The organism is Lysinibacillus sp. FSL P2-0066, from assembly GCF_037969495.1.
GTDB classification, from domain to species: Bacteria; Bacillota; Bacilli; order Bacillales_A; family Planococcaceae; genus Lysinibacillus; species Lysinibacillus boronitolerans.
The window spans coordinates 2,383,542-2,409,535 of sequence record NZ_CP150202.1; the positions used below are offsets into that span (position 1 = coordinate 2,383,542).

The following is a 25,994-nucleotide window of genomic DNA, read 5'->3' on the forward strand; positions in this document are numbered from 1 at the left end:
TTTAGAAAGACGAGCGTGTCCTCCTTGTCATTATCATACTTAACAGATAGATGAGTCGACAAGCTTATGCAATGCCTTTTTATCGATTTTACCAACGCTTGTTTTTGGTAGTTCGTCTAAGAATATCATTTGTTTTGGCATCTTATAACGTCCTAATTGTTGATGACATAGCTCGTTAAGATCATCTAATATGGAGGCTACTGGGTGGGGACAAACAATAAAAGCTGTCACGATCTCACCCCAATAATCATCACCTACACCAATCACGGCCACCTCTCGCACATCTGGATGCCGTAGTAGACATTGTTCTACTTCCTGAGGATAGATATTTTCACCACCTGAAATTATCATTTCTTTTCTACGCCCAACAATATAAAAATCGCCTTCCGCATCCATCATCGCTAAATCCCCTGTTTTCAACCAGCCATCTTGCAGGATATTGGCAGTTTCTTGCTTGTTATTCCAGTAAAAGCGAAACATATGCTTCCCTCTTACCAATAGCTCTCCTACTTCTCCAGGTGCACAGCTTTTTCCTGTGTGATTGATGATTTTAGCTTCATTGAATTGCATGCTTTTCCCGACAGCCCCCTTTTTTGCATAGGCACGCTCTCGGTCAATATAAAAATTATTGGGTCCTGCTTCTGTTAAACCATATCCCTCTTTAAAAAATAATCCCTTATTATAAAAAGCATCGTAAATAGGATGAGGGCACGGGGCACCGCCAGATAAAAATACCTTCATGGAAGGAAATTGATTTTCCTGAAAATACTTCGTAGCAATCATTGCTTGATACATAGTTGGCACAAAAAGAGAAATTGTCGTTTGATATTGGTTCGTTGCTTGTAGTGCCTCTTCTGCATCAAATTTATCGCCAATAATGACCGTTCCTCCCGCCATCAGTAAGGGAATGCATAAAGCATTTAAGCCACCAGTATGAAACATCGGCATATAATTTAATGTCCGATCTTGAGCATGTAAACCCCAGCTAATAATAGTATTCATGGCATTCCAATTGACCGACTGAAAGGATAACACTACCCCCTTTGGCTGACCCGTCGTGCCTCCTGTATAAATCATTAACCATGGATCATCCACATCCACGTCTTGCCTACTTGGTTGTATCTCCTTCTCATGCTGGCTAACATGAAGTGAAAACATTTTTTCTAATACTAAAGGACAATGACTAGCCTTGTCGTATAATAGGATGGCAGGGGTCGCATCCTCTACAATTTGTGTTAGCTCCTCCATACTTAAGCGCCAATTTAACGGCACATAAATAAGCCCACGTAGCCCACAGGCGAATAAAACAGCAAACAATTGGATATGATTTCTCGCAAAAACAGCGACTCTACTTCCTTTTTGTAGCTGCTGCCGTTCGAAAAATTGACTCCATTTGCCAATTTCCTCAGATAATTGCTGGTAGGTCCATTGTTCCTTTGACGTTAGATTAATCAAGGCGATGTGGTGAGGTGTTAAAGCTGCACGTTTTAAAATCCATTCTTGCTCAACAAACATCTTGACTACCCCCTATCACATCATAATCGCGCCATCCACATGCAGAGTATGCCCATGAACGTAGGAGGCTTCCTCAGATGCTAAAAATAAATAGGCATTGGCAATATCTCGTGGTGTCCCTAAGCGTTGTAGGGGGACGATTGATCGCATTTGAGCCAAAATATTTTCAGGCATTTTTTTGACCATATCTGTTTCTGTAAAGCCAGGTGCCACTGCATTAACATTAATGCCCTTACGCCCTAACTCCTTCGCCCATGTTTTTGTCATACCAACAATCGCTGCTTTTGTCGCTGCATAATTGGTTTGACCAACATTGCCATATACCCCACTAACTGAGGATGTATTTATAATTTTCCCTTCACCAGCCGCTACCATATAGGGAATGACCTCCTGTGTACAATGAAAGACTCCTGTCAAATTGACATCTAGCACCTGCTGAAATTGATCCTCCGTCATTTTTGTCAGCATGGCGTCTCGTGTAATTCCCGCATTATTCACTAAAATATCAATGCGTCCTGCCTGTTCGATCACTGCCGTCACTAGCTGTTTAACGCTCTCTCTACTTGCAACATCTACTTGTATAAATACAGCATTTTCACCTAGTTGTTGTGCTGCAAGAATGCCTGCTTTGTCATCAAAATCGGCGATAAACACCGATGCCCCCTCCTCGATAAAACGCTCAGCAGCCGCATAGCCAATACCATTTGCAGCGCCTGTAATGATAGCCACTTTATTGTTCAAACGCATACTGTCTTCCTCCAATTTCTAAAAAGGCTTCAATTTCAGCTGTTAATTGTGCTAAATCATCGATCAACGGTGAATGCCCACAATCTTTTAGGCTTACAAACTGTGCTGTTTTGCCTAAATCATGTAATAACTCTGCATTCATTTCCTCTGTAATCACCAAATCACGATCCCCTCGTAGCACTAAAATGGGGATATGAAGCAACATGGCCTCCCGAGAGCCTTTTACCACATCATTGTCAACAGCACTTATATTAAATGTATTGAGCGCATGATATACTTCTGCTAAATTGCGCTGTGTAAGCATATCCTCTACATATTCTTGATATTTTCCTTCATTTGGTCGATGATGCGTATAAATTAATGCATTCCATATAGACTGTAAGCCTTCCGCATTTTTTGCATCGTAGTAGCCTTGAATAAGCTTTGTTTTGGATGTATCCACCAATACCTCCTCATAATGATAGGCTCGCTTAAAGGAGGCTGGATTGCCTGTTCCTAAATCCGTGTAAAATGGGTAGCCACGTGTAGAAGCAGACGCAAGTAAAATCAGTCGTTGACAGTGTCCTGGATAATTTGCTGCAAACTGCATACAGACTGCTCCACCTGTTGACCAGCCAATCATATCAAAGCTTTGCAGTTGCAGTGCATCCACAAATAGCTTGACATCATCACTAAAATCTTTAATCGCAGTGATTGGCTTAAGATAGGATGATTCACCAAAACCACGTAAATCTAGCGCGTAAATGGTATATTTCTCGTCTAAAGCATCCATCAGAATATCCCAATGCTTAGAAGATGTCATATTGCCATGTACCAACACTAAAGGATGACCTCCACCTGATCGCTTGCGATAGGCCATTGTTTCTCCATTTGCTAGTTGAATCGTTTTTACCATGCCATTTCCCCCTTATCCCCAACGTATTGTGATAGCTCCCCATACATAGCCAATGCCGGCACTAACAAGCGTCACAATATCGCCTGCTTGCAGTTGATGTTGCTCCTGTGCTAGCTGTAGAGACAAAATTTGATCGATTTGACCAATATGTCCATAGTCTTGCAAATAAATAGACTGCTCCTGCTGTAAGCCAAGCTCCGCTAAAATATAATCATGTGCAGATCGTTTCATATGCAGCATCGCTAAATAATTGAGCTGTTCCTCACTGTATCCACTTTTCGCTAAAGAACTGCGAATGACCTTCAAGAAATTACTTAAAGATTTTTGTTCTAGCCGCTCCTTCATCCCAATGGGGTCCAAAACGTCAAGCTTATATAAATTTTCGGTTAAATGAGATGGAGTTAATGGATTTTTCGTTCCTCCAACTGGCACGACTACATCCTCTGAGAAAGAACCATCCGTTATAATATCTGCCTCTAGTAGCAGATTTTTTTCATAGTTTTTTTGTAATAACATGGCGCCTCCACCTGCGCCCAAATTGTACATAAAACGCGTTCGAGGATTGCTGTAATCAATAAAATCAACATTGCGATAACCACCTGCTAACAGAATGGTTTGTATCTTGTCATCTGAGGTCATTAAGCTTTTCGCCACTTTCAATGCCATGATTGTTGTGCCACAGCGTAATTGCACATCAAATGCCCAAGCATTAACTGCACCTAGCTCCTCCTGCATTTTAATGGAGGCTGTCCAGAGTGGATATTCCTTATGCTCCTCCCCCATATAAATGACAACATCAATATCCTTGGGGTCTATATTTGCCTTTTGAATCGCCTCCTGTGCTGCCCAGATACCCATTTGCACTGTATGATCAGACTTATCAGGGATTGGCTTTTCATGGATGCCCATTTTTTGACGGATAATGTCCTCAGGAATATTGGAAAGAGCCGCAATGTCCTGCGATGTCATCTTTTGTTGAGGTAGATAAATACCTGTACTAACAATACCAACTGTCATTCAAATCGCTCCTTTTCCTGTGGCTGGGGACCTGTCGTTTTTTGTTGCTTTAGCCTTCCTCGCCACTTCCAAAAGAGCAGTCTTAGTGAGCCAATAATACCTTTTGGGAAGAAGATAACAGCTAAAATATAGAGAATCCCAAAGAAGATAATCCAACGTTCGAAAATAGGATAATCTCGTGCAAGCCCTGACAGTGCATGCTGCGCATATTCGATGACTGCCGAGCCTAATAGCGGTCCCACTAAAGTACCAACCCCACCGATAATCGTCATTAACAATGCATCCAGCGTAATATCCATTGCCATGACACTTGTGTTGACGAAGCGTAATGATACTGCATATAAGGAGCCTGCAAAACTCGCTACAATGCCTGCCACAACAGAGGCAATGACTTTGTAGTGCAACGTATTAAAGCCTAAGGATTTCGTCCTTTGTTCATTTTCACGAACGGCAATTAAAATACGACCTGTAGGCGAATGAACAAAGCGATAGAGCGCTAAAAAGATAACAACTAAGCTTGCTAGCACAAAGAAATAGAAGGTCATTCGATCTCTAAATAGATCAGGTGCTCTGAATGTAAAGCCATCATTGCCATACGTGACAGAGCGCCACTTTTCAGCTAATACTAAAAATAACCCCGAGAAGGCTAGCGTCAACATCGCAAAAAAATGACTTTTTAAGCGCAAGGTCAATAAACCTACTAAAAAACTAATGAAGCCTGCTAGTATCATGCCAATAACGATAGACAGTACAAAGATCAAGAGTGTGTTATCCATCTGCTTAAGCATGACTGCTGTTGTATAGGCACCAATGCCGAAAAACATGGCGTGCCCAAAGGAGACGATGCCTGTATAGCCTAGTAAAATATCATAGCTCATTGCCAATATCCCAAATATAAAGATTTGTGTGAGTAAAATAAGTAGTGTTCTTGAATCATTGACAAAAGGAAGGATAATAAAAATGGCAAGTAACAGGAAAAATGCGAAAGAGCGTAAGGATATTTTCTTATTCATGATGTTCGCTCCTTTCGCATCGCAAACAGCCCCTGTGGACGGAAAATTAAAACGATGGCCATTAAAATCATATTGACCGCCAGTGACAGCACAGGGACATAATAAGCCATAAAGCTACCTGCAAGCCCCACTAAAATCGCTGCAAGCAAGGAGCCAGAAAAGCTACCCATGCCGCCAATTACCACGACAATAAAGCCTAAAATAGCATACTCCATGCCCATTTCTGCATAGATCACACCTGAATAGGGAGCCATCAGCATTCCACTTAGTGCGGCCAAAGCTGCACCCACCATAAAGACGTATAAAAAAACACGCTTAATATGAATACCGAGAGCCTGCGCCATTTCCTTATCCTGGACACCAGCACGAACGATCAAGCCAATCTTTGTGCGCTTCAGCATGTATTGGAAAATGCCAAAAATCACAAACCCTATGACAATAATAAATAAACGATATTTAATGATGATCACATCACCAATTTCCCAGCTTCCTGCTAAATAACTCGGTGTTTTCACTGCCACCCCATTTGGGCCAAAGACTACCTTAATAAGCTCCTGTAAAACGAGCATTAGCCCTAAGGTAATTAAAATTTGCTGAATATGATTGCCGTAAACAGGTGTAATAATGAATTTCTCTGTCAGCAGTCCAAGCAACGCTCCAGTCACAATCGCGCCTATAATCCCAACGATAAAACTTTCTGTCAACATATAGGTAAAGATGCCCGCATAGGCCCCCCAAACAAATAACCCACCATGTGCAAAATTTAATACATCCATTAAACCGAAAATTAATGTCAAACCAGCTGCTAGTAGAAAAATTAACATTCCAGTGGCCAAGCCATTAATGATTAAATTGACCAATAGCTCCAATGATAGTCACCCCCTCTATCCAATGCCAAGATACTTGCGTTTTAGCTCTTCATCATAAATCAAATCCTGCATATTGCCTGAATTTACTGTTCTACCATCATCGATTAATGTATAGGTATCACCAATTCGACTAGCCATTATAAAGTTTTGCTCCACCAGAACAATGGACGTTTTCTTTTTCATTTCCACAATCGCTTCCATCACTTTTTCTACCACAATAGGTGCAAGTCCCTTGGAAGGTTCATCTATCAAGATTAATTGGCTATCATTGATAAAGGCTCTTGCCATGGACAGCATTTGCTTTTGACCACCCGATAAATGCCCACCAGCCTTTTTCCAAAACTTCTTTAAGTCAGGAAACAGCTCTAGCACATATTGCTGTCGCTCTAATGTGGCTGTATCCTCCTTGCGCATCGCTACCTTCATGTTTTCCTCTACTGTTAAATCTGCAAAAATCCCTTGATTTTCGGGTACATAGCCGATTCCTAATTTCGCCACCTTATAGGTAGGGCTTTTTTTAATTGATTGGGAGCGAAAGGCAATGTCACCCTTTGTTGCAGGCGTTAAACCCATTATTGTTTTCAGAGTGGTCGTTTTTCCTGCGCCATTGCGTCCGAGCAGAACAGTAACCTGCCCCTCCTTCGCTTCAAAATTAACGCCCTGCAAAATATGATATTGACCAATATGCGTGTGCACCTCATTTAATGTCAGTAAGGTGGTCATCGTACAGCCCTCCTAAATATGCATGTTGCACGGTATCATTATTCATAATTTCCTCTGGTGAGCCATCTGCTAATAGCTGACCATTGAACAACACCATAATAGAATCCGATAAATCCAAAATCATATCCATTTTGTGTTCAATGAGCAAAATGGTTTTATCCCCCTGCTGTTTTATGCTTCGAATAATTTCTAAAATCGTAGGTACTTCCTCTAATGACATCCCTGCAGTTGGTTCATCGAGCAGTAGAATTTCTGTATCTAACGCGAGTAGCATGGCAATCTCAAGCTTTCTTTTCTCGCCGTGGGATAGCATTGTTGTCAGGGCATCTCGTTTATTGTCGAGTAACACAAGTGCCAATAACTCCTCCGCTTTGTCCGTCATCGCCTGATAGCTTTTATAATGGCGGAATAGCTGATACCGAATTCTCTCCTTGGATTGTACGGCTAAACGAACATTTTCGAGAACTGTTAAGTTTGGAAAAACATTGGTAATCTGAAAAGACCGTCCCAATCCCATTCGAGTTCTTTCAATGGCCGATTTTTGGGCAAGTGATTGCCCTTTAAAATAAACATCACCCGCAGTTGGCTTTAGCTCACCACTAATCAAATTAAAGAAGGTTGTTTTCCCAGCACCATTCGGCCCAATAATGGACTTTAAATGCTTCTCAGGCATTTGAAAATTAACGCCATCCACAGCCGTATGTCCCCCAAAACGAATTGTTAAATTATCTGTATATAATATAGGCTCCATTCTCTACTCCCTTCCTTCTCACATTTATGTAGAGAGACAGCCATGCTGCCTCTCAATTCTTTAATTCATAACGGGAGGTGCTGTTTCTTCAGGGCTAAGCTCCCGAATAAGTACTGGTACGGGATAATCCACACCATCTTGTTGCTCTAAGCGAATCGAATACATGGATTGTAGAGCCTGGTGATCCTCTTCACGGAATGTCATCGTCCCTTTTGGTGTTTCAAAGGACATACCCTCCATAACGTCAATTAACTTGTTTGCGTCTGCATCCCCATCTGATTGTTTCAATGCCTCCACAATCGCAATCGCCGCAGACATGCCGCCTGGCGTAAATAAATCGGGCACTTCATTGAAACGCTTTTGATGTTCATCTACTAACCATTGATTGACATCATTTTGAGGAAGTGTATGATAATACACCGAGAAGCCTTCCATCCCAACCAATGGATTCATAAATTGAAGCGCAATAATATCCGGTGCTCCCGTCGAAATTTTAATGCCCTTTTCTTGAATTTTAAGATCTGCAATTTGATTCCATGGTGAATTCGCCCCTGCCCAGACCACAAACAAATAGTCCGGCTTCGCATCAATCACCTTTTGCAAATTGGAAGTAAAGTCTGTTGCCGCAGGATCGGCATACTCCTCTAGTACAATTTCAGCCCCTAATTTCTCCGCTGCCGTTTTAAAGGCATTCACACCATCCCAGCCAAACGAATAATCTGGCGCAAATGTAGCAATCTTTACACCTTTGCCTGCAATAGCCGCTGCTGCCGCATAGGCATCCTGTGATGAATTACGCCCCGTACGGAAAATATACTCATTGAACTCTGAACCTGTAATACTGTCAGCCACTGCAGGCTCTACCACCATAATTTTTTCATACTCCTCGGCAAGTGGTAGAACAGCGAGCGTATCACCCGAGCTTGAAGAGCCGACTAAAAAATCAACCTGATCATCTTCTAAAAGCTTTGTCGCTTTTTGCACAGCCACCTCTGGCTTTGTCTCCGTATCCTCATATACAATTTCTATTTTCTTACCATTGACCTCCATCGTGCCGCCTGTTGCATACTCAATTCCTAAATCAAATCCTCGCTGCGTCTGCTTCCCATATGACTCAAGCGCCCCAGTTAACGAGGCAAGCACACCAATCTTAATTGTGCCGCCTTCCGCAGTGACCGCCTTCGTCTCTCCATCAGAAGAATCCGCTTCCGTTGCACCCTCTTTCGTTTCCCCATTACAAGCCACCAACACCACAGCCAACATCACTAAAAGCAACCAATACCACTGCTTTCTCATCCCATATCCCCCTTTAAAATAAGCTCCCTAGAAAGCGCTTTCTTGCTATGACAACACTATATAAAAGTCCAGTTACAAATTAGTTACAAGCTAGATGGCTCAAATATGAACCACCTGGCTCTGTCCCGAAAGTGATAAAAGTGGGAAACCAAATCTATTTCTATCCTCCAAGATAGCGAAGCAGAACGGCAACTAAACAATATTTCTCAAAACAAAAAGCAAGAATGTTTAGAAATCAACATTCTTGCTTTTTTAGAGTCCACATTTATTTTTTCTTATAATTCGCTTCTAATTCTTAGCTACATTTAATTGCATTGATACATCCAAATTGCTTTTTTCCGACAATTGTAGATGTGTTTGCGGATTCGGCCAATTTACAAAAAAATTCCTTCAGCATATCCATTTAAGATGGAATACTGCATAGCTGTACACCCCTAAAATCGTACGCTTTATGATGACCATTCCTGTTTCAACATACTATACAATAATGAATCTCGCCAAACGCCATCTTTCATTAGCATGTTTTCACGTAATATTCCTTCCTTTGACATTCCTATTTTCTCTAATACTTTGGATGACCCAATATTTCGAGGGTCGCAGGTTGCATAAATACGATGGAGCTTTAATGTTTCAAAGCCGAAAGTCATCATCAATTTCGCACTCTGCGTTGCTATTCCCTTTCCCCAATAATCAGGATTCACGATATAGCCAATTTCCCCGACTTCATTTGCAAAATCCCTAATCATGATTTCGACCGCACCTATTAACGTATCTTGATAAATAATAGCAAAAACATATCTTTCCCTTGGTGTTTGAGTTGCTTCTTCGAGAGCATCCTGAATAAATTCTTTTGTATCCTCTTCTGAATTCGGTCCCCATGTTTGATACCTGCAAACAATCTTCTGGGAGGCATATTTATGTACATCAACCCAGTCTTGCTGCCTGAATTCTCTTAAAAATAATATATCATTTGCAAGTATCATTGTTAATTCATCTCTCCCTCTACACGATTCAACCATTCATTCATCAGCTCGGTAAACAATTCAGGTTGTTCGATCTGCAAATTGTGGCCAGCACTATCTAAGATTGCAAAGGTTGCTCTGGGGAACTTCTCTAGAATCGAAAAGGCGTCCTTATAGCCAACAACAGAATCTTGTTTTCCAAGTAAAAAGAGACTTGGCTTATCAAAGGACTTTTCGTCAACGGCAAATGAAAATCCGTAGCTTTGTTGAATTTTTTCTAAAAATGCCTGATCCGCTAGATTACACCCTGCCAACACCTCTGTTGAATAACGCTCCCAATTATAGGCATCTAAGACAACTTGATGAGACATAAAATCATCTTGCTCCTGCTGACTTAATGTTGATAAAAAAGCTGTGTCTGTTTGTACAATACAATGCGGTGGCACCGTACGTTGTTCTTTTTCAGGAATGATGAGAGGACAAATAAAGGCAGTACCTAAAAGTTGATCCACTGATTTCCTCATAATACCGCGCGCTAAATAGCCACCATAAGATTCACCAACCAACAAGTACGATTCTTGTGGAATGATTGTGTGTATCAATTCAATAATCGCTTCTAGCATTTCATCCGAGTTTTGAATTGATGAATAGTCTGTTGTCTTTCCCATTCCCGGAAGATCCAGATAAATACGTTTCCACCCTTCACGTTCTTTAAAAACAGGCTCCATACAGCCCTTCATCAAACGATGATCAGGAGAAAAACCATGTAGCATGATGATAGGTATCCCTGTTCCAATTATTTCATAGTAAATATTCGCTTTTTTCGTCTGACAAAATGGCATTGTTGTTCCTCCAGATAGGTTACATTTTTTTTATAGTTTATATAGACTACGCCACTGTTGGAGCGGGTTGCCCACTTTGACGCTACTTAGGAGCAGCTCTACTCTCAGTTTGAGCGCTTTGTCTTCACTTAGGAGCGACTCTACCCATAGTTAGAGCGCTTTATCTTTTCTTAGGAGCGGCTCTTCCCTTAGTTAGAGCGCTTTGTCTACACTTAGGAGCGACTCTACTCATAGTTAGAGCGCTTTATCTTTTCTTAGGAGCGGCTCTTCCCTTAGTTTGAGCGCTTTGTCTACTCTTAGGAGCGGTCCTCCCCTCAATAGGAGCACTTTTATATTACTTAGGAGCAGTTGAATCACTTCGCTTAGCCTAAACAACATCGGCTAACCCATTATCAAATCATAGACCGTCATGGTGGATTCCATCGGGGTTGTGTTTAGCTCCTGTTGTAATTGTTGGACACATTTTTCATACCATTTTAAGGCCAGGGAGCGGTTTTGGAGTTGGTAGTGGCTGTACATGAGCAGGCGATACGCTTCCTCCCAGAGTGCATCTTCGCGTAACATCTTTTCTGCGAAAAAAATGGCTTTTTTATATTGCTGTTGTCTTGTTGCATTTTGTGCTAGTCGTTCCAAGACTTCGATATATAAAAATTGTAGCTTTTCACGGTCCTGCGTTAGCCAATCGATTTGCTTTTTTTCCGCATAGAGCGCATCCGTATAGCTCGCTTCCGCTAATAAGAGCCACTCATTGGACAGCTGTGGATCAAATTCCTCCATTCCTAAGCTGTAATAATAGTGAAAGCGTTCAACATCAATTTGAAGAAAAGCAAGATTTTGTAATTGATACATATTATTTTTCCGCTGAATGAAAAAGCTATCTTGTCTTGCATGACGTTGTGGCTCCAACACTTTAAGTAACGTATTTAACACCACCTTAAAATCTCGATCTAAGGACTCGACACTGCGTTCGGGCCATAATGCCTGTGCTATTTCTTCCTTTGGAGTAAATCGATGGCGATGACAGTAGAGGTACACGAATAATTCCTTCGATTTATCACGTTGCCATTCTTTGTCTTCCAGCTTGCGTTGTGTACGAATTAAATTTAAACTCCCAAAAAGATTCATCTGTACTTCATCATGCGGATAACTGATGCCATCCTCGACCTGAAAATAACTTTGCAATGCTATGATAGACGGATGCTCCATTTGGCATTTTTGACTAAATTGCAATAGCTCGTAAAAAATCATTCGATTGCTCGGACCCAGTATCGTTGGCCTTTGTAAGAAGTATTCATAACCATTTGAAACAACTAGTTGTGCAAACTGTTGAAAATACTGTTGAAACGGCTTCTTATTACACTCTTGCATGGCAATCACTGATTGATAAAATACTACATGCATCAAGCCATTGCGATCACCGCACTCCTGAAATAGTTGCTGTGTCTTCTTTAATAATTGCTTTGCTCGCCCTATTTCTTGCTCAGAAAGTATAATTTTTACTTCTGCTAAAAGTATAAGCGCAGTCATCCAAGCATCTTGAACTTGCTCCGTTTCCTGTAAGCCCAGTGCTAAATATTTCTTAGCCTCTACCATATCACCTAACAAATGTTTGACAATGGCTAACCCCATATATGGCTCCGCCTTCACACGAGAAATATTAATGGCATTCATGAGGGTCAACGCTTTTTCATAGGCTTGACATGCCCCATAATGATCTGGGAAATCCATTAACAGCAGGGCATGAGCCTTTCTGATATAGCCAACCGCCTCTATGAAAATAGACTTCTCTTTTAATCCTCTTCGAATGCCATGCTGGGCAGCATACCAGGCTTCTTTGCCTTGACCTAACAGTGCATAAACGAAAGCTGCCAGCAGTTCACTTTCTCGATGGGTTGAAACAAGCTGAGGCGGTAATTCAAGTCGCTGCGCTAATAACTCCTTGGCCTCCCGTAGTTGTCCTGTTCGTAGTAAAACACGTACATCAACATTTGCTCGCTGTATGACATCCGCTGGCAATGCGACGTCCTCTATAAAGAGCTGTGCACCCTTGGCCTTCCCTAGATTCACTAAATTTTCAGCGTATTGCCGTTGAAGTTCTAGTAATTCCTCTTTGCGCAATGGTGTATGTTTCGCTAGCTCTAATGCTTTCTCGAGGTATGGCTCTGCTAAAGCAGGTTGAATGGTGTCTAAGTAAATATGAGCTATCCCAGCTTGAGACTTTGTCATAAATAGGTGATCCCGCTGCTTCTGTGCGAGGATTGCACATTTTTCATAGGATTGTTTCGCTTTTTCATAATAAGCTCGGTAGCGATGACATTCACCTTCAAAATAATTTAATTTATAAAATTTATCTTTTTCCTGTGTAGTGAATCGATTGATTTTTTCGAGCAACCATTCAAATTGACCAGCCCGTACGATTGATTCTGCATGAAGCTGTAACAGCTCTCCGCAAAAATGATGATCATTCGTTTTAAAGGCATGATACAGGACAGCTTGAATATTTTGATGTTCTACATAATACAATGCTGCTTGTTTATGAAGGTCCGCATGTTGTGTTGGATACTGTCGCCATTTCATTTCTAAAAATCGACTAAACAATGCATGAAAACGATAGAAGCCATCTGTTGTCACAGGTTGGATAAATAAATGACGCTGAGTTAGTGCATTCAGCATTTGCGCAATCTCAGCGCCATAAAACGCTTCCAATAGCTCCGCAGAAAAGGTCGGAAAAATCGCTAATTTTAAAATCGTCTCCTGCTCAGTAGCAGTCATCCTACTATAAACTTCCTCTGATAAATAGGTGAATAGCTCATTTGTGGGAATCGTCAGCCAATGATCTAGCGAAGCATGATGCCATTGCTCTGCCAATAAGGAAATGCTAATGGCCCACCCTTCAGTGATCTCTAATACTTTTTTCATTTCAGCCTCGGATAAATGTACATCTACATATTCTTCAAAAAACACTGCAATCTCCTCAGTTGAAAATGCCAGTTCATCCTCTTTTATAACGAGCCATCTTTTTTGAAGCTTTAATTTCCTCATAATATCCCAATTGGGTAGTGTTCTGGAAGCCAAAATAAAATGAATGCTGGGTGGAGCAAATTCAATGATTTTTTCCATGAAATAATTAATAGGAAAAACATGATCTACTAGGTGAAAGTCGTCAATCACGATGAGAAGAGGCTCGTCTATATCGCAGAGGCAATTGACAAAAAGCTTATACCATCGATTGAGCTCATCCATTTTTGGAAAGCGCGATAATTGATTCCACCCATCAAATGTATGACCAAAATTCGGTACGACGCGCTGTATACTAAAAAAGAGGTGCCTCAAAAAGGGTAATAAATTATCATCTTCATCAGAAATACTATACCAAGAAAACGTACTTGATTCGGTTGCAAGAAATTGAGTTAGAATGGTTGTTTTACCGTACCCTGCACCACTATGCAAGAAAGTACAAGTATGATGATGGCTTTTCTTTAACGTTCGCATTAGTGTTGCTCTACTAATACAATGCGTGGATGGATTTGGGGCCATACATTTTGATTGAATAATAATATCTGCTGTCATATAAACATAACCTCCATATTTTGTAAGGTTACAAAGATTTCTACAAAAATTCAGATTATTAAATTATTGACAGTTTACCATATTTTTTATGTATTTTTATAGGTTTAATCCCCCACTATTTTTTGTTGAGGGAATAGAAGTAGAAATTAGTTTGCATTTTCTTCCTAATTTTAGTATTCTATTATATTACTAAAATTTAGGAGGAAAGTGGATAAATGAACAGTCTTGATAGAGCCATGCAAAGAAAACAACAAGCAGAAAGAGTTTTAACTGACTTACAACTGATTCAGAAATGGCGTACTGTAGGCGATTGCTTTGTAGTAGGGGCAGCTGCTTATAATTTGATGGTTGCCCCCGATATTGACATTGAAACATTTTGTGATGAACCTAATCCTCACATCATCATGATCGAATTAGCCATGCTTACACTGAACAAGAACGTCATTGAACTTAAATATAGAGATTATACGAGTTCCGATTTTAATGGACATTATTTTAAACTGCTTTACCGAGCGGAGGAAGTTGAGTGGAATATTGATATGTGGTTATTTTCAAATAGCCAAAAAGGGGCCATTTCTAAAGACTTAGTACCCTTTATGAAAAACCACTTAACAGAGGAAACTAGAAAAGCTATTCTCGATATAAAGGAAGCAATGCTACATCTTCCTATACCATACGCCTCCATTTTTATTTATCAAGCTGTCTTAGAATTTGGTATTCGACATGTAGATGAATTTTTACAATGGACAAAACATCATTCCACAACTGTACCGTTTCATTGGCAACCTACTATAGCAAACATTTAGGCTTAAAAAATTCCCGATTATCAACTCTATGATAATCGGGATCATTCGTTAAGATTATAATAATTCTTTACGTAATTCAGCAGCTGATTTTGGCGAAAGTAGGCTGAATGGGATATCAAATACTGTTTTCGCCCCTTTATCACCCGCTTGACTTAAACGGTGTGCTGCACGTGCATAAGCCACTAATACGCTAGATGTAAAGTTTGGATTACTTTCCAATTTTAATGAGAATTCGAGAATTTGTTTATCGTTTGCACCACTGTCACCACTGCGAATGACAAAACCACCATGTGGCATACCCGTATGATTTGCTTTAAATTCATCTTCAGAAATAAAGTTCACTGTTGTATTATATTCATCGAAATAGTTAGGCATTGTGACAATTTCTTGTTCAACCTTTGTTGCATCTGCACCTTCTTCTAGCACAACCCAACATTCACGTGCATGTTTTTCACGTGTTGTTAATTCAGGGTTTTCACCGTTACGAACTCGCTCTACCGCTTCTTTAATCGGTAATGTGTATTGAACAGCATTTTTAACACCTTCGATACGACGGACAGCATCTGAGTGTCCTTGACTTAAGCCATCGCCCCAGAATGTATATGTTGTACCAACTGGTAATACTGATTCTCCTAATAGACGATTTAAAGAGAATAGACCTGGATCCCAACCAACTGAGATAACAGATACTTTACCAGATTTTTGTGCCGCTGCATCTACAGCATCGAAAAATTCAGGAATTTTCGCATGTGTATCGAAGCTATCAATTGTATTAAACCATTGTGCAAAATGTGGACCTTGCTCTGGTAAATCTGTTGCAGAACCACCACATAAAATCATAACATCAATGTCGTTTTGGAATTTTTCAGCGTCATCTACTAAATATACGCTCGCATTGCTTGCTACGTTTACTGTCGAAGGATCACGTCGTGTGAACACCGCTACTAATTCCATATCTGGATTTTGTGAAATGGCATACTCCACACCACGTCCTAAATTTCCATATCCTACAATACCTACTCGAATTGCACTCATTAAAAATTCCTCCTAACGATTTCGCGACTTTGTGAAAACTTTCACGTTAAATCTAATTACAATAATACTTCGTGTTAGAAAAATTCACAATAGTTTGTGTATGAGTTTTTTTAAAAGAATATATATCAGTTTTCTATGGTTTTTATTCCATAATGGTATGAATACGGTTACAAATTACTAAATCTTCCATGAACCTTAAAGTTATTGTAAAAGCCTTGTAAATAACGGCTATTTTCCCATCTAGTCTTGTACAATAAATGTAACGACAAAAGGGGGCATGTTGAATGAAAGGTACTGGTTACTCATCAAGCACTGCATTGGCACAAGGAGAACTACTTGCATTCCATATGACACAAAACTCAATGAACAAGCATAGTGAAGCGATACAAAGTGGCAATAAGCCGCAAGGAGATTTTCCATCAAATAATCATTTATGTATCGGTGTTTTACCTTTTGACGTTTTAGAAAACATCCCTGACCTCTCTATCCGAAAAAACAAGGTAAATGAAGTGGACTTTTACCATAGCGGCAAGGATATCGCTCGCTGGCTAATTAAAAAAAGTGAATACAACAAAAATGGATTTGACTTCATCTAAAGAAGTCAAATCCATTTTCAATTTATAGCTTATAAAACTGTAGCGATGTGTTTCTTAGCTGTCATAACTAAAAATAGGAAACACCGTGAAAAAATTAAAATAGGAAACCTTTATGGAATGGTTGTTTTCATAGTATTTCCTGTGCAAGCTGGGCTAGACGGGTTTTATCAATAATTTGATAGCCCGTCTTACGCTTTTCCAAAATCCTCTCTTCACAAAACTGTGCCAAGACATATAACAAATGGCGATAGGAGACCCCTAAATACTCACAGATTTCCGTATGCTTTTCCTTGTAGACACCTTGGTCGGCAGATAATTGGATAAAGGCTGCTAAGCGATTTTCCAACGGATAGGCCTGATTTTGTGTATATTTAGATGTCATTTTTGTCGCTTTTTCCCCTAAAAATACACAAAGTCTACGTAAAAACAAGGCATCCGCAAGTAACTTATCCTTACATGACTGTGTAATTGAATAGCAAATTGTTTTGGTGACGGTTTGTATCCCCTTTGTATACCTAGCCTCATTTAATAATTCAATTTCCCCCATAAAAAGAGGAGCTTCTAGGTATTCAATAAGCGAAACCTTCCCATTTTTATGTGTCATATAGAGCTTCGCCTTTCCTTCTATCATGTAATACACTGTGTCTGGAAAGGAGCCTTCCTGGAAGATCCACTCACCCTTGTCAAACTGACGGACTTCTAAATAGGGATTGATATCAAATGAGAAAAAATCATCGATCGGATATTTTTCAAGATAATGGGTACGAGCTTCAGCTGTTAAAATATGCATTTTTTTCTCTCTCTCCTATAAAAAATATGAGATATCTCACATTATTGTAGCGATGAACATGCTATTATTCAACATAGTTAATGGAGGTACGAAAATTATATGAACAATCAACGATGGCTTTCTCAGAATTTCTTTACATTTTTTATCACGTGGGGCATTTTCTTACCCTACTGGACAGGTTGGCTGGTGGATGCCAAACATCTAACCGTCTCGCAGGCAAGTGTAGTGATGGGCTGTGGGCTACTAGCTCGTGCCACATCCAATCTTTTCTTCTTCCCAACACTTGCAAAATATGTACACAATAAACGACTCATTACAATTTTAGCAATAGGCTCGTTGCTAACTGCCTTGCTCTATATTCCAAGCACAGGCTTTACAGCATTATTAATCGTGACCATTTTATTTAGTGTTTTTTACCCAGCTCTATTACCTGCTGTGGAAAGCAGTGCCGCTACGCTTGTGCAGTATGGCAATATTCATTATGGTAAAAGCCGTTCCTATGGTTCATTTGGCTTTGTCATCGCTGTTTTAATTATTAGTATGCTGACAGGCGTTTTTGGAAAGAACATCATCTTCTGGAGCATGATTATAGGGTTGGTGGGCATGTTACTTATGCAACAATTAGCAACACCAAAGGAATTACTCGTAGTACCAACAAAAGAACAGCGTGCAAAATCATTGTCGATGAAAACACTATGGACGATCAAAGGCTTCCCGATTGTTTTATTCATCGTGATCTTGCTACAGGGTGCACATGCCTCCTATTATAGCTACGGTTATATTTATTTAGAAGATTTACAGGTTGATCCATTCTATATGGGTATGATTATTAATATCGCTGTTATTTGCGAAATTCTTTACTTTATGAAGGCTGATACGTTATTGACGAAATGGCGCTCATCATCCTTATTACTCTTAGCAGCGAGCGGCTCTTCCCTACGTTGGTTACTTATCTTTTTGTTCCCAAATGTCTGGGTATTTATAGCTTCTCAAACCTTGCACGCATTATCCTTTGCATTAGCCCATTTTGCCTTTATTCGCTACTTAACAAAAGCGCTACCAAAGGAACAAATACCCAATGCACAGGGGTTATACTCTGCATTAGCTATGGGCTTAAGTACCGCCATCCTGACGTTTTTAGGTGGCTATTTATACGAAATATCGCCAGGTCTGTCCTTCGCAGCCATGCTCATATGTACAATACCAGCCATTGCTATTTTGCTCCTGACACGCAAAAAATATCAATATTAAACTAAAAGCAGGCGAGAACATCCTCACCTGCTTTGATTATTTCGGATAATAGGAAAAACCAGGATATTTCACTACTGGCCATTTTTCTTTTCTGAGTGCCTCTAGCAGCTCAGGACCGACCTGCAAATTACTTTGCACCAATTCTGTCGGAGTTAAGGCCATCCATTGATTTAAAGACACATCTTGGAATCGATCACTTTTAAACATTTCTAAAAACCATAATGGCTCTGTTCCAGTATTTTCAATATAATGCCCCGTGGCAAATGGTACATAGCCAACATCTCCCGCCCGATAATCAAATGTTCGAGCCGTTCCATTTCCTGTGAAAACTGTCATACGTCCTTTTCCTTGCAGATAATATTGCCATTCATCGTTGTTCGGATGCCAATGCAACTCCCGCATCGCCCCTGGCTCAATTTCCACCAGTGCAGCCGCGATATTTTTAGAGATTGGGAAATTAGTCGAATCGACAATGCGCACACTGCCTCCAGGTGTTTTCAATGGTGGCTGTGCCAAGAGACGATGTTTAAAGGTTTGCGGAACCTCCCCATAAGGAGATTGCACTTTCTGTGATTCGATAGGACCTGGCACTCGATCCTGATAAATATACACTTGTTCACCCGGAATGTGATCGAAAGCATGAATAGGAACCCCAAAATTCGCTGATAACACTTCTTTTGGCGTATGAGCAAACCAATCCGAGATAGACAGTGTATTCAGATCAGAGAAATGCCCATCATCAAATACTAATAAAAATTCGCAGCCGTCCTCAAGCCCTTGAATGGAATGAGGAATGCCAGGTGGAAAATACCATAAATCACCGGGTCCCACATCCGCTATAAAGTTACAACCATTCTGATCGACAGCTGTAATGCGAGCATGGCCAAGCAGCATATAAGACCACTCTGCCTGTTGATGCCAGTGCAGCTCACGTACGCCTCCTGGTGTCAAACTCATGTTCACACCCGCCAAAGTCGTAGCAATCGGCAATTCACGAACCGTAATTTCCCGAGACCATCCACCTTGATTTAAGGTCATATGCGTGTCGGAAAACGAGTAACGCAAATTTGGAATCAAACCCGCATCGGTCGTTGGTGGCACCAACATATCAGGATTTTCTAAATCCCTCATAACATCCCGTGGCCCCTTATCCACCCCTCCAGCCCCATCACCTCGAATAGGCTGAGGCACCTGAAAATAACCCGGTGGCAAATTCTCCAATCGTTCACCTCTTTATGTTCGTAATCAAACTAAAATACTTCTATTCTTCTAAAATGTATGGATACAATGCTCGGATTATTCACTTTCTTTTCTGCTGTTGAGATGAGTGACTGAGCGTGGATACTTGATTAAGAGAGGGCTTGCTATGTTGATCACTTCTTACAGAATTTGGAGCGGGGGCCTCATCTTTTTGATCACTTTTCAATCACTTTGGAGCGGGGGCCTCATTTTTTGATCACTTTTCAATCACTTTGGAGCGGGGGCCTCACTTTTTTGATCACTTTTCAATCACTTTGGAGCAGATTCCTCTCTTTTGGATCACCTCTTACTCACTTTGGAGCGGGTTTCTTACTTTTTTGATCACTTCTCACTTTCTTTGGAGCGGATTCCTCTCTTTTGGATCACCTCTTACTCACTTTGGAGCGGGTTTCTTACTTTTTTGATCACTTCTCAACCACTTTGGAGCGGGTTTCTTACTTTTTTGATCGCTTCTCACTTTCTTTGGAGCGGGGACCTTACTTTTTTGATCACTTCTCAACCACTTTGGAGCGGGGTCTTCATCTTTATGATCACTTTTCAACCACTTTGGAGCAGATTCCTCTCTTTTTAGATCACTTCTCACCCACTTGGGAGCGGATTCTTGAATTCCATGATCACTTCTCACCTTATTTAGAGCGACCTCCTCACTTCCACGTTTCCCTAACCTCAGAACAAGTCCTTACTTACTCTTTCGTACCATAGCCGCAACCACACATTCATGCAGGATTCGTAAGCCTTCTTGTAATTCTTCAAAGGTTGCATAGGCATAGGATAGCCGAATATGGTGATGATCGTGTGGATCGTAGATATAGCCTGGATTGATTAATACTTGTTGCTGCAATAGCTTCATAAAAAAGTCTTTATCTACAAGTGGCTCATGAAACTTAAGCCAAATATAAAAACCTCCCTTTGGTTTGCTCCAATTCGCCACCTCTGTAAATTTCTCCGTTAACAGCTGTTCCGTAAAATCGGCTCGCTCCTGTAATTGTTGACGTAATCCAGCAAGATGCTTTTCATATTTTCCTGATTGCAGCCAATGAAGGACAATTTCTTGTGAAATGGCACTTGAGCCATAGTCTGTTTGCATTTTTATATCGGCTAATCGCTCAATGACAGTGGTTGGACCAATGAGCCAGCCAATGCGTAGCCCAGGGCTTAAGGTTTTCGAGACGCTGCCAATATAAAGAACTTGTCCACTATTATCCATGGCCTTAATCGGCGGTGACGTCTCTTCAAAAAGCAATTCATGGTAGACATCATCCTCTATAATCGGAATGCGTGATGCCTGACATGCTTCATATAGCTGTTCTTTTTCCCGTCCTGTCCACACATGACCTGTAGGATTATGTAAAGTAGGTATGGCATAAAACACGGCTTGTTTCTTTCGTTTCCTTTGCGTCAATGTTTGGGCAAGTTGTTCATCACGATCAATACTAATCATTTGCATGCCGACTGACTGAAATGGATGGACTGAATTTAAATAGGAGGTTGGCTCTTGGAACACAATGGACCCCTGTTCTAATAAGCCAACAGCAATCAATTGAAGTGCCTGAAGAGCACCTGAGACTATACAGACGTTTTGAGGCTCAGCAGTAATGCCTCTTTTTTGGACATATTTACAAATAGCTTTACGAAGCTGATCATTGCCTTGTGGCGAAGAGTAGCCTAATGCTTTGGATTGAAAGGATAGCTCTCGCAGTGAAGCTTCTATTTCCTTGGTGGGCAACAAGCAAGGTGCTAGCTCTCCTGTTCCTAAACGAATTACATCATCACGCTGTTCGTATTCATTAATTAATTGGATAGTGTGGTAGTTTGGCTTATGGATGCTTGTTTCGATATAGGTTTGCCAATTCGGCTGTGTTTGTTGGATTAATGCATGCCAGGAATTGTGCGTAACATAAACACCAGAGCCTACTTTTGCTTCAAGAATGCCCATTGCTTTTAATTCCTCCAAAGCCTGCTGAACCGTGCTACGATTCACATCGAACTGCATGGCCAACTGTCTTTGGGTAGGTAGTTTTGTCCCTGCAGCCCAGTCTCCTCGTTCCACATTGGCTGTTATCCACTGTACAATCTGCTGCTGTAATGTATTATCACTTCGTCTATTTGGCTGCCAGCTCATGTTCCTTCTCCTTCCACTATAAAATTGGGTGGATAAAAAACCATCCAATTGGTCGTTTTCTTTTAGTTATACCATATCTAAAATGAGTAAAGAAAGGAGGTATGATCGTTGGAAGCTTTTCTTCATGGAATCATTTTAGCATTTGGACTTATTTTGCCACTAGGCGTACAAAATGTTTTTGTTTTTTCACAAGGTGCTACACAACCAACTTTATTGCGCGCTTTGCCAGCAGGTGTGACAGCTGCGATCTGTGATACACTGCTTATTCTACTTGCGGTATTCGGTCTGTCATTAATAGTTCTACAGTTTGAGTGGCTACGTATCACTTTAATGATTATGGGTATCATTTTTTTACTTTATATGGGCTATAGCATTTGGCGTTCAAATCCAGTAAACACTGAAAATAGCGAAGCATTGCCTATAAAAAAACAAATTCTCTTCGCACTCTCTGTGTCACTGCTCAACCCACATGCTATTTTAGATACAATCGGTGTCATTGGTACGAGCGCATTAAAATATAGTGGAACCGAGCAAATGATGTTCACCGTTGCTTGTGTGTTCATTTCCTGGCTATGGTTTTTCGGTCTCACATTGACTGGGGCCTCGTTCAAAAAACTAGACGGCTCTGGAAAGTTGATGCGACTATTTAATAAATGCTCCGCCGTCTTTATTTGGGCAACAGCATGTTATCTCGCAAGTGGCTTATTATAGCATACATAGAAAATGCTCAGGAATTCCCTGAGCATTTCTTTTATAGAGAGACAAATAAAGTGAGCTTTTCATTAAACAATGCCGTCTCAATGGAATTTGCATGAGGCCATACCTCACCATAATGAATAGCTTTGACTAATACATTGGCTTGTAATAAAGCTTCGTGCTGCTGAATGATGGAAAGTACCTCTGGACTACCATTAAAGGCAATCAATACATATTGCGTCACTGGTAGCTGCCATTTTTTTCGTGCATCTTGTATTGTACGAATCAATTCTCGCATTTGCCCTTCTTGTAGTAGGCACTCCGTTAGTTGTACATTCATCAAGACACGGCAAGTGCTATCCTCCGCTAAAATATAATGGTCCTTGACGATTGATTCAGCTATTACATGTTCCCTTAATAATGTTAGCTGTTGACCATCCATCATGAGATCCACAGTTTCATGATGTTGTAGCTTTTGTTTCTCTTCCTCTGTTAATGTCACCACATATTCTTTTACTTGATTAACCTTTGGACCAAATGCCGCTCCCGCTGTTTTAAAGTACAATTTATAATGCACGCGTTCATAGGCTGAAAAATCATGTGTCCATCTACAGGCTTTGATGTTTAACTCATCCTGAATGAGCTCGCTATAGGCTTGGTAATCCAACAGTTCACCTTTTAAGGCAACAATGAGTTCACTTAAAGGCTGCTTGACCTTTATTCCCTGACTATTGCGAATGCTACGTCCAAGTTCCACAACTGTTAAGACTGTTGCCATTCCTTGTTCAAGCTTCACATCTACTAGTTGATCGTCGAATAATGGGTATTTCTCAAGATGAACACTTTTCCTACATAATTGACGGTAAATATCCTCTGCTATAAACGGCGTAAACGGAGCTACTAATTGACAAATGGATGTCAGTACCTCGTAAAGTGTACTAAATGCACCCCGTTTATCTGCTGTCATTCCATTTGCCCAAAATCTAGCACGTGAACGACGGATATACCAGTTGCTTAATTCTTCCACCAATTGACCAATTTCCCTTGTAGCCTGTGTAAATTGATAATCATCCATGGAGGTTGTGACAAGCTGAATAGTGTGATGTAAGCGAGACAATATCCAATGATCTAGCTGTGAACGTGTACCTTTATTTGTAGCATCATACGTAAAGCCATCGATCTGGGCGTACATGTCATAAAATGTAAACGTATTGTCGAGTGTATCCACCAGCTTAGATTTCGCATCTAAGACAATTTTCTTAGAAAAACGCTTTGGATTCCATGGTGAGCTATCCACTAAAAATGCCCAACGTAGAGCATCTGCTCCATACTCCTCGATTAACTCAACAGGCTCTAATGCATTGCCTTTACTTTTGGACATCTTCTGTCCATGTTCATCGAGTACATGCCCTAGCGATAGCACATTTTTATAAGGTGGTTTTCCTGTAAACAAGGTCGATACTGCTAATAAGCTATAGAAAAATCCTCGCGTTTGGTCGATTCCCTCAATGACCACATCTGCTGGAAATTGATGATGAAAGTTCGCAACATCTTCAAAAGGATAATGCTGTTGGGCAAATGGCATCGAGCCACTGTCAAACCAAACATCAATAACTTCAGGCGTACGTCTCATGTCGCCTTGGCAGACAGGACAGGTACAGACAATGTCATCTATAAATGGCTTATGGAGCTCTAATTGTTCATCGACAGCTCCTTTGGCTAATTGTTGTAGTGCTGCAACACTGTTAGGTGCCTCCTCATGACTGCAATCCTGACAGACCCACACATTGAGTGGTGTCCCCCAATAACGATTACGACTAATATTCCAATCCACTAAGTTTTCTAGGAAGTTGCCAAATCGTCCATCCTTGATATGGCTCGGGTACCATGTCACCTGCTGATTATTTTGTAAAAGCTGCTCTTTTACTGCCGACATTTTGATAAACCAGCTATCTGTTGCATAGTACAATAATGGTGAATCACAGCGCCAGCAATGTGGGTAGCTATGCTCATATTTTTCTTTAGTAAATAAAAGCTCTTTTGCTGCAAGCATTTTAATGATGTCGACATCACAGTCCTTTACAAATCGTCCAACAAGCTCAGGTACCGCTTCTGTATAACAGCCTTTAAGATCAACTACATTGACAAAGGACAAGCCATGTTGCTGCACCGTTTTATAATCGTCCTCTCCATAAGCAGGTGCTATGTGTACAATTCCTGTGCCACTTTGCTCTGTCACATAATCTGCCATGACAACGATATGCCCTTTATCGACGGCTAGATAGGAAAATGGCGATCGATAGGAAACACCTGCAAAATCCTGACCGTCATGCTCACTTAATATCTCAACAGGCTCTGAAAAAACCTTTGCTACCAACGATTTGGCTAGTATATAGATGCTGTTTGCATGCCTTACACGGACATATCGAAGAGCAGGATTCATAGCCAAGGCTACATTGGCTGGTAATGTCCAAGGCGTCGTTGTCCAGCCTAAGAAATATTCGTCTCGATCCTCTAGCTTAAACATTGCAGTAACGGATAAATCTTTGACATCCTTATACCCCTGTGCCACCTCATGAGAGCTTAAGGAAGTTTGACAACTAGGACAATAAGGTGAAACGTGATGTCCCTTGTATAACAGTTTTTCCTTGTGAACATGGCTTAAAATATGCCACACTGATTCGATATAGTCATTACTAAGTGTTAGGTAAGGATCATCCATGTCGAGCCAGTAGCCAAGTTGCTCTGTAAAGGTACGCCATTTTTGCTCATAGGTAAAAACGCTCTTTTTACATGCTTGAATAAATGGCTCCACCCCATAGTTCTCAATCTCCTGCTTTCCTGAGATCCCTAATGCCTTTTCTACCCCTAATTCGACAGGTAAACCATGTGTATCCCAACCAGCTTTTCGTTCAACCAAATAGCCTTGCATCGTTTTGTAACGTGCCACCACATCTTTTATGGTTCTACCAAATGCATGGCCGACATTGTGGTAAACCATTCGCTGTTGGGGGTCCCTCATAAAATACAAAGGGCTGCTGTCCAGCACGATTACTTACGGATTTGGCGAAGGTCCCTTCTTGCGCCCACAATGTACGAATCCTTGTTTCTCGTTCCACTGTTGTTTCCTTCTTTTGTTCTTTCTGCATATTAGTTCCTCCTATACAAGCAAATTTGTATAAAAGGCATACAAAAAACCCCGTCCCTAGGTAAAGGGACGGGGTTAACCGCGAATACC

General features: G+C 40.7%; 22 protein-coding genes and 1 other annotated feature (1 of these 23 only partly in view). Of the genes, 4 read left to right on the forward strand and 18 right to left on the reverse strand.

Annotation, left to right across the window (positions count from 1 at the left end):
• Positions 1-39: 39 nt before the first annotated feature.
• From MKZ14_RS11815 to MKZ14_RS11870, 12 genes are all read right to left on the reverse strand, one after another.
• Positions 40-1,515 (reverse strand): AMP-binding protein, encoded by a 1,476-nt coding sequence (locus MKZ14_RS11815; RefSeq protein ID WP_339279895.1) that lies wholly within the window; start codon positions 1,513-1,515, stop codon positions 40-42.
• A gap of 15 nt (positions 1,516-1,530) precedes the next feature.
• Positions 1,531-2,262, reverse strand: coding sequence for a 3-oxoacyl-ACP reductase FabG (fabG, locus tag MKZ14_RS11820; RefSeq protein WP_339279897.1), 732 nt, complete (start codon positions 2,260-2,262; stop codon positions 1,531-1,533).
• On the reverse strand, positions 2,246-3,157 hold the full coding sequence (locus MKZ14_RS11825; protein ID WP_016992703.1) for an alpha/beta hydrolase: 912 nt from the start codon (positions 3,155-3,157) through the stop codon (positions 2,246-2,248). The genes fabG and MKZ14_RS11825 overlap by 17 nt, the downstream gene beginning before the upstream one ends.
• 12 nt (positions 3,158-3,169) lie before the next feature.
• The gene (locus MKZ14_RS11830) at positions 3,170-4,174 is read right to left on the reverse strand and encodes a 3-oxoacyl-ACP synthase (protein WP_339279899.1); all 1,005 of its coding nucleotides are present in this window, start codon (positions 4,172-4,174) and stop codon (positions 3,170-3,172) included.
• Complete coding sequence (locus MKZ14_RS11835; RefSeq protein WP_339279900.1) at positions 4,171-5,187, reverse strand: branched-chain amino acid ABC transporter permease; 1,017 nt, start codon at positions 5,185-5,187, stop codon at positions 4,171-4,173. The genes MKZ14_RS11830 and MKZ14_RS11835 overlap by 4 nt, the downstream gene beginning before the upstream one ends.
• Positions 5,184-6,056, reverse strand: a complete 873-nt coding sequence (locus tag MKZ14_RS11840; RefSeq protein WP_004227888.1) for a branched-chain amino acid ABC transporter permease — start codon at positions 6,054-6,056, stop codon at positions 5,184-5,186. The genes MKZ14_RS11835 and MKZ14_RS11840 overlap by 4 nt, the downstream gene beginning before the upstream one ends.
• 15 nt (positions 6,057-6,071) lie before the next feature.
• Positions 6,072-6,779 carry an ABC transporter ATP-binding protein gene (locus MKZ14_RS11845; protein WP_103118208.1) on the reverse strand — a complete coding sequence of 236 codons (708 nt, stop codon included), beginning with the start codon at positions 6,777-6,779 and terminating at the stop codon, positions 6,072-6,074.
• Positions 6,754-7,530: an ABC transporter ATP-binding protein gene (locus tag MKZ14_RS11850; RefSeq protein WP_131520136.1), complete on the reverse strand. Its 777-nt coding sequence runs from the start codon at positions 7,528-7,530 to the stop codon at positions 6,754-6,756. Before MKZ14_RS11850 ends, MKZ14_RS11845 begins: the two co-directional genes overlap by 26 nt.
• A 60-nt stretch (positions 7,531-7,590) precedes the next feature.
• The gene (locus MKZ14_RS11855; RefSeq protein WP_339279901.1) at positions 7,591-8,826 is read right to left on the reverse strand and encodes a substrate-binding domain-containing protein; all 1,236 of its coding nucleotides are present in this window, start codon (positions 8,824-8,826) and stop codon (positions 7,591-7,593) included.
• 449 nt (positions 8,827-9,275) lie between these two features.
• Complete coding sequence (locus MKZ14_RS11860) at positions 9,276-9,809, reverse strand: GNAT family N-acetyltransferase (protein WP_016994508.1); 534 nt, start codon at positions 9,807-9,809, stop codon at positions 9,276-9,278.
• A 2-nt stretch (positions 9,810-9,811) separates the two neighbouring features.
• Positions 9,812-10,630: an alpha/beta hydrolase gene (locus MKZ14_RS11865; RefSeq protein ID WP_339279902.1), complete on the reverse strand. Its 819-nt coding sequence runs from the start codon at positions 10,628-10,630 to the stop codon at positions 9,812-9,814.
• 381 nt (positions 10,631-11,011) lie between these two features.
• Positions 11,012-14,200 (reverse strand): BTAD domain-containing putative transcriptional regulator, encoded by a 3,189-nt coding sequence (locus tag MKZ14_RS11870; protein WP_339279904.1) that lies wholly within the window; start codon positions 14,198-14,200, stop codon positions 11,012-11,014.
• A gap of 215 nt (positions 14,201-14,415) precedes the next feature.
• Here MKZ14_RS11870 and MKZ14_RS11875 point away from each other — a divergent pair, with 215 nt between their 5' ends.
• The gene (locus MKZ14_RS11875; protein WP_339279906.1) at positions 14,416-15,006 is read left to right on the forward strand and encodes a hypothetical protein; all 591 of its coding nucleotides are present in this window, start codon (positions 14,416-14,418) and stop codon (positions 15,004-15,006) included.
• 54 nt (positions 15,007-15,060) lie between these two features.
• Here the strand turns inward: MKZ14_RS11875 and MKZ14_RS11880 are convergent, their stop codons facing one another.
• Positions 15,061-16,041 (reverse strand): diaminopimelate dehydrogenase, encoded by a 981-nt coding sequence (locus tag MKZ14_RS11880; protein ID WP_036079320.1) that lies wholly within the window; start codon positions 16,039-16,041, stop codon positions 15,061-15,063.
• Positions 16,042-16,325: 284 nt separating this feature from the next.
• On the opposite strand from MKZ14_RS11880, the gene MKZ14_RS11885 reads away from it, so the two are divergent.
• Positions 16,326-16,637 carry a hypothetical protein gene (locus MKZ14_RS11885; protein WP_036079321.1) on the forward strand — a complete coding sequence of 104 codons (312 nt, stop codon included), beginning with the start codon at positions 16,326-16,328 and terminating at the stop codon, positions 16,635-16,637.
• Positions 16,638-16,764: 127 nt separating this feature from the next.
• On the opposite strand, the gene yeiL is transcribed toward MKZ14_RS11885, so the two are convergent.
• Positions 16,765-17,427: a transcriptional regulator YeiL gene (gene yeiL, locus MKZ14_RS11890; protein WP_016993644.1), complete on the reverse strand. Its 663-nt coding sequence runs from the start codon at positions 17,425-17,427 to the stop codon at positions 16,765-16,767.
• Positions 17,428-17,526: 99 nt separating this feature from the next.
• Between yeiL and MKZ14_RS11895 the strand changes: the two genes are divergently transcribed.
• Positions 17,527-18,678: an MFS transporter gene (locus MKZ14_RS11895; protein ID WP_339279908.1), complete on the forward strand. Its 1,152-nt coding sequence runs from the start codon at positions 17,527-17,529 to the stop codon at positions 18,676-18,678.
• Positions 18,679-18,714: 36 nt separating this feature from the next.
• Here MKZ14_RS11895 and MKZ14_RS11900 read toward each other — a convergent pair whose 3' ends face one another.
• Both MKZ14_RS11900 and MKZ14_RS11905 read right to left on the reverse strand, forming a co-directional pair.
• Entirely contained in the window at positions 18,715-19,899 is a 1,185-nt protein-coding gene (locus MKZ14_RS11900) for an oxalate decarboxylase family bicupin (RefSeq protein WP_339279909.1), read from the reverse strand.
• Between the two features lie 718 nt (positions 19,900-20,617).
• Positions 20,618-22,060: a PLP-dependent aminotransferase family protein gene (locus MKZ14_RS11905; RefSeq protein WP_339279910.1), complete on the reverse strand. Its 1,443-nt coding sequence runs from the start codon at positions 22,058-22,060 to the stop codon at positions 20,618-20,620.
• 108 nt (positions 22,061-22,168) lie between these two features.
• On the opposite strand from MKZ14_RS11905, the gene MKZ14_RS11910 reads away from it, so the two are divergent.
• Positions 22,169-22,771 (forward strand): LysE/ArgO family amino acid transporter, encoded by a 603-nt coding sequence (locus MKZ14_RS11910; RefSeq protein WP_339279911.1) that lies wholly within the window; start codon positions 22,169-22,171, stop codon positions 22,769-22,771.
• A gap of 40 nt (positions 22,772-22,811) precedes the next feature.
• Here MKZ14_RS11910 and ileS read toward each other — a convergent pair whose 3' ends face one another.
• The gene (gene ileS, locus MKZ14_RS11915) at positions 22,812-25,757 is read right to left on the reverse strand and encodes an isoleucine--tRNA ligase (RefSeq protein ID WP_339279912.1); all 2,946 of its coding nucleotides are present in this window, start codon (positions 25,755-25,757) and stop codon (positions 22,812-22,814) included.
• Positions 25,723-25,905 carry a hypothetical protein gene (locus MKZ14_RS11920; RefSeq protein WP_339279913.1) on the reverse strand — a complete coding sequence of 61 codons (183 nt, stop codon included), beginning with the start codon at positions 25,903-25,905 and terminating at the stop codon, positions 25,723-25,725. Before MKZ14_RS11920 ends, ileS begins: the two co-directional genes overlap by 35 nt.
• A 61-nt stretch (positions 25,906-25,966) precedes the next feature.
• Positions 25,967-25,994: a binding site (T-box leader), on the reverse strand; it runs 211 nt beyond the window's last position.